General features: G+C 45.2%; 7 protein-coding genes. 6 read left to right on the top strand and 1 reads right to left on the bottom strand.

The window, feature by feature from the left end; all coding sequences use genetic code 11:
- Positions 1-497 precede the first annotated feature (497 nt).
- Genes H9625_RS17165 through H9625_RS17145 form a run of 5 tightly spaced genes read left to right on the top strand, consistent with a single transcriptional unit; the run spans position 498 to position 2084 of the window.
- Positions 498-1055, top strand: coding sequence for a carboxypeptidase-like regulatory domain-containing protein (locus H9625_RS17165; protein ID WP_158098098.1), 558 nt, complete (start codon positions 498-500; stop codon positions 1053-1055).
- The gene (locus H9625_RS17160) at positions 1010-1303 is read left to right on the top strand and encodes a hypothetical protein (protein ID WP_022040824.1); all 294 of its coding nucleotides are present in this window, start codon (positions 1010-1012) and stop codon (positions 1301-1303) included. The genes H9625_RS17165 and H9625_RS17160 overlap by 46 nt, the downstream gene beginning before the upstream one ends.
- Positions 1304-1321: 18 nt before the next feature.
- Positions 1322-1690 carry a hypothetical protein gene (locus H9625_RS17155; protein ID WP_191765529.1) on the top strand — a complete coding sequence of 123 codons (369 nt, stop codon included), beginning with the start codon at positions 1322-1324 and terminating at the stop codon, positions 1688-1690.
- Between the two features lie 54 nt (positions 1691-1744).
- On the top strand, positions 1745-1897 hold the full coding sequence (locus tag H9625_RS17150) for a hypothetical protein (protein WP_191765527.1): 153 nt from the start codon (positions 1745-1747) through the stop codon (positions 1895-1897).
- Positions 1869-2084, top strand: a complete 216-nt coding sequence (locus H9625_RS17145; RefSeq protein ID WP_191765525.1) for an outer membrane beta-barrel protein — start codon at positions 1869-1871, stop codon at positions 2082-2084. Before H9625_RS17150 ends, H9625_RS17145 begins: the two co-directional genes overlap by 29 nt.
- A gap of 100 nt (positions 2085-2184) precedes the next feature.
- Here H9625_RS17145 and H9625_RS17140 read toward each other — a convergent pair whose 3' ends face one another.
- Complete coding sequence (locus H9625_RS17140) at positions 2185-3111, bottom strand: Rpn family recombination-promoting nuclease/putative transposase (RefSeq protein ID WP_191765523.1); 927 nt, start codon at positions 3109-3111, stop codon at positions 2185-2187.
- 139 nt (positions 3112-3250) lie between these two features.
- Here H9625_RS17140 and H9625_RS17135 point away from each other — a divergent pair, with 139 nt between their 5' ends.
- Complete coding sequence (locus H9625_RS17135) at positions 3251-3871, top strand: hypothetical protein (protein WP_191765521.1); 621 nt, start codon at positions 3251-3253, stop codon at positions 3869-3871.
- Positions 3872-3941 lie beyond the last annotated feature (70 nt).

The raw sequence follows: 3941 nt of genomic DNA, 5'->3' as shown, positions 1-3941 counted from the left end.
GGCTCGTATCTCGAATGGTACCCAAAATAGGAACCGCCGTATGCCGAACGGCACGTACGGTGGTGTGAGAGGTCGGTGAACATGAAAATAGGAGATAAACACCTATGATTAATGTTTACCTCCTACTCGATTGCTCGGCATGAGTATTAGCTAACGGGTGCAAGTCCCGAATGAGCCCTAAAGAAAACTACTTCGTTTTCTTCCTACTTGATTCCATGCGAGTTGGGGATGAAGGATGCCGGAGATACCAAGTGGAGCAATTTATATGATTCGGCAAATAGTCAATGCAGGTACGCATACATATCGTTGCACAGCCTCGCGAAAGTATATGCGTGAAGCTGTGCATATACTTTCACAGGTAGGGCATACAGCGTTACAATTGCCCAGCGTTACAATTGTAACGGGGAAAAAGTTTTTGCTTCTACAAATTGTTTGGCAAAATGCAGAAGTTTTGTATTTTCGCACGCCAAATACAAGTAATTAAACGGAATAGCAATATGAAACGATTGCTTAGCTTGGTTGCGTTCTTCAGCCTTGTGCTATGCTGCTATGCGCAGTCCGTTCATTCGGGCAAGGTGATGGACGAGAAGGACCAATCTCTTTCGTATGCCAATGTAGTATTGTTATCCCTTCCTGATTCCGCTTTCGTGACGGGAACGGTAAGTGATGAAAGTGGAAGTTTTACTTTAAAGGCAAATCAAAACGACTTGTTGCTCCGTGTTTCCTCTATCGGTTATACTACCATATATAATAAGGTAGAGAAACCGGACTTGGGAACCATTCGATTGATGCCCGATGCCCAGCTATTAGGCGAAGTGGTGGTAAAGGGTGATTTGCCCAAAATACAGTTGAAAGGCGATGCACAGGTAACGAATGTGCAAAACACCATCTTGGAGAAGGCAGGCACAGGCAATGACTTGTTGAACAAACTTCCGGGAGTGTCGGCAGAAGAAGGTACGGTAAATGTCTTTGGAGCGGGTGAGCGGAAATCTATATCAACGGGCGCAAGATGCGCAATGCTTCGGAGCTGGACCAGCTTTCTTCGGATAATGTGAAGCGAGTGGAGGTGGTGCGCAATCCCGGTGCACGTTATGATGCGACGGTGAAAGCCGTGGTGCGTATCTATACCCGAAAATCGCAGGGCGAAGGATTCGGTTTCGATAACCGCTTTTCCACTTATTACAAGTATGGCTGGATGGTGCTCGACCAGTTCAATTTCAATTACCGTAAGGATAAGTTCGATTTAGGGGAATGCTGTATGGAGCGAATACGCGCGGAGGGGACGACAAGACGTGGTGACTGAGATCTTTCTTGATAAGGTGTGGAGGCAGTCGAACGCTTTGCGTCCCCGGGGCACGACCAGGATTTGATCGCCATGCTTTCGCTCAATTACCAGTTGGACGAAAATCATTTGCTGGGTATGTGTTACGAGTTCGACCGCAAACCCCGGTATATGTGGAACATTGATTCATACGCCGAGGTGACCCAAGATGAAGTACTTTATGAGGAGAATGTCAGCACAGGCTGGCAGAACCGTCCCGGAACCAGCCATTCGTTGAATGTTTACTATAACGGGCAGGTGGGCGACTGGAATATCGACTTCAATGCCGACGGGCTTTGGTCGTACCGGAAGATGTTGCAGGATATGAGCAAAAGATATACCTTGGCGGGTGAGGATGCACAGGAGTAGCGTGTCACCAGTTATAACAAGGACGAGAATACCCTTTATGCCGCCAAGCTAGTGGTGAGCCGTCCGTTGTGGCAGGGCAATCTTTCGTTTGGAGGTGAATATACTTATACCGACCGCATCAATAATTATGTCAATGAGCAAGGCATCCTCAACGATGACCATAGCAATATCCGCGAAGATGCCGTTTCGGTCAGGTGTACGTTATGAGCACTTGGTTTCTGATTACTACGAAAACGGTGTCCGTATCGATGAACAAAGCCGTACGTACGACAATGTGTTCCCTTCCTTTTCGCTTGCAATGCCTGTGGGAAAGGCGGAACTTTCGCTCAGCTATACTTCGAAGAGTAAGTACAAAGGTACAGGTGCCGGACAGGAGCAGCGGAGCCGGATGTGATTTTAAGTTTGTAAGTTTTTAAGTTTTTGAGTTCCTTTGATGTTTAACTCAAGAACTTACGAACTTAAAAACTCAAGAACTTAAAAACTTACAAACTAACCTACAGGCTGTTGATCTCTTCCTCGGACAAGCCGCTGCATTTGATGATAATGCCCACGGGTACACTTTCGGCTTTAAGTTGCTTGGCTATTTCAATTGCTTTTTCTTTTGCTCCTTCTTTCCGACCTTTTTCAAGTCCTTCTTTCCGTCCTTTTTCAATACCGATTTTCTCTCCTTTCTTAAACCCTTTCTTTTCACCTTTCAGTTCTGCCGTATCAATGGTATTTTTCCAGTCACGATACGTTTTCAAGCTTTCCTCGTAGCTGTCGTATTCGGTCTTGGTGAACTTGGCGATTTCTGCGGCTTCGAATAGCTTGGTGAAGATGCGTTCCTGCAGAGCTTTGGGGCGTTCCATCAGGCGTGAGAGGTTGCGCAACACGAAGAGCCATTTCTCGAACATGCCGTTCAGCTCTTCTTCGCTTTTGTTGAACTTGGGCATTTCCAAGTAAATGAAAGTCAGCTTGTCGTAGAACACTTCCTTGGTACGGGTGTCCATGAGCTTCACTTCGTGGTGATAAAAATCATCGCTCTGCTCATCGAAAGTGAAGTTGAGGATGCCGATGACATATACGGCTTTCAGCCGATAGTCCCATTCGCCTTTCTGTCCCTGTTCGCGGATGGGGAAAGTGGCATAGTAAAGGCTTCGGTCTTTAAAGAACTGTTGCTCTCCGCGCTGCATTTCTACCAGTATCTTCTCTCCTTTTTCATTTTCGCAATACACGTCGAACACCGCCTTGCGGTCTGCCTCGCCGGTGCCTAAATGCTCCGTATTGAGGTAGGTCAGGTCTTTCACCACTTCCTTTCCGTGCAGGAGGCTGTTGATGAAGCTGATGAGCAGGTCCTTGTTGATTTCGGTGCCGAACAGCTTCTTGAATCCGAAGTCGGTATAGGGGTTGACGTATCTGTCGCTGAGTTCTCTTCTGTCCATAATTGCCGGTGTTTTAGGAATGTAACGTATGCAAATATAGTGTTTTTTTTTGTAATTTGCGAAGACTGATTTTTTATTTCCTTGTGCCTCTGTCTGTTTGCATTTTAATTGTATCTTTGCAGGCATAAAAGGACAAGCTATGAAACCGAATGCCGTAACCTGCCTATTGTTGATTTTCTGTGTGATGAACCTGTTCTTCGGCTGCTCTCAGCGGAAAGCTGCCCCTTTGCCCGAACTGGAGCGGGCGGAAGCGGTGATGTTCGACCATCCCGACAGTGCCTTGCGTATTTTAGAATCTATGCCCATGCCTACGGATAAGGAGCAGCATGCTTTGTGGTGTCTGTTGGTGACGCAAGCGAAATACAAGCAATATCTTCCTATTCCTTCTGATTCGTTGATTCGTATTGCGTATGATTATTACAAACCTACCGATGATGCGCGGTGCAAAGCGATGTCGGCACTTTATATGGGTGGGGTAAATTATAGATTGCAAAAGATTGAAACAGCTACTGCTTATTATTTGGAAGCAGAAGTTGAGGTAGAAAAAACCTCCGATTATAAATTGGGATATTTGGTAATGTCGGGATTAGGAAATCTTTATCTTTATAGGCATTTGACGGATTATGCTTTGGAGGTTTTTCAAAAGGCGTATGATTATGCGGTGAAAGATTCAAATAAACGCTATGAAATGAACTCATTGCGATTTATGGCCAGGTATTATTCTATTAAAAAAGACTATGATCAGTCCATTATATATTAGAGTTTATGTAAATTAGTTATGATAGTTCCAAGGGTTGATTTTAATTCTGAGATTATGCAGTGCCATACAT

The organism is Phocaeicola intestinalis (assembly GCF_014837065.1).
Taxonomy (GTDB): domain Bacteria; phylum Bacteroidota; class Bacteroidia; order Bacteroidales; family Bacteroidaceae; genus Phocaeicola; species Phocaeicola intestinalis.
This window is presented reverse-complemented; position numbering and strand designations above follow the sequence as displayed.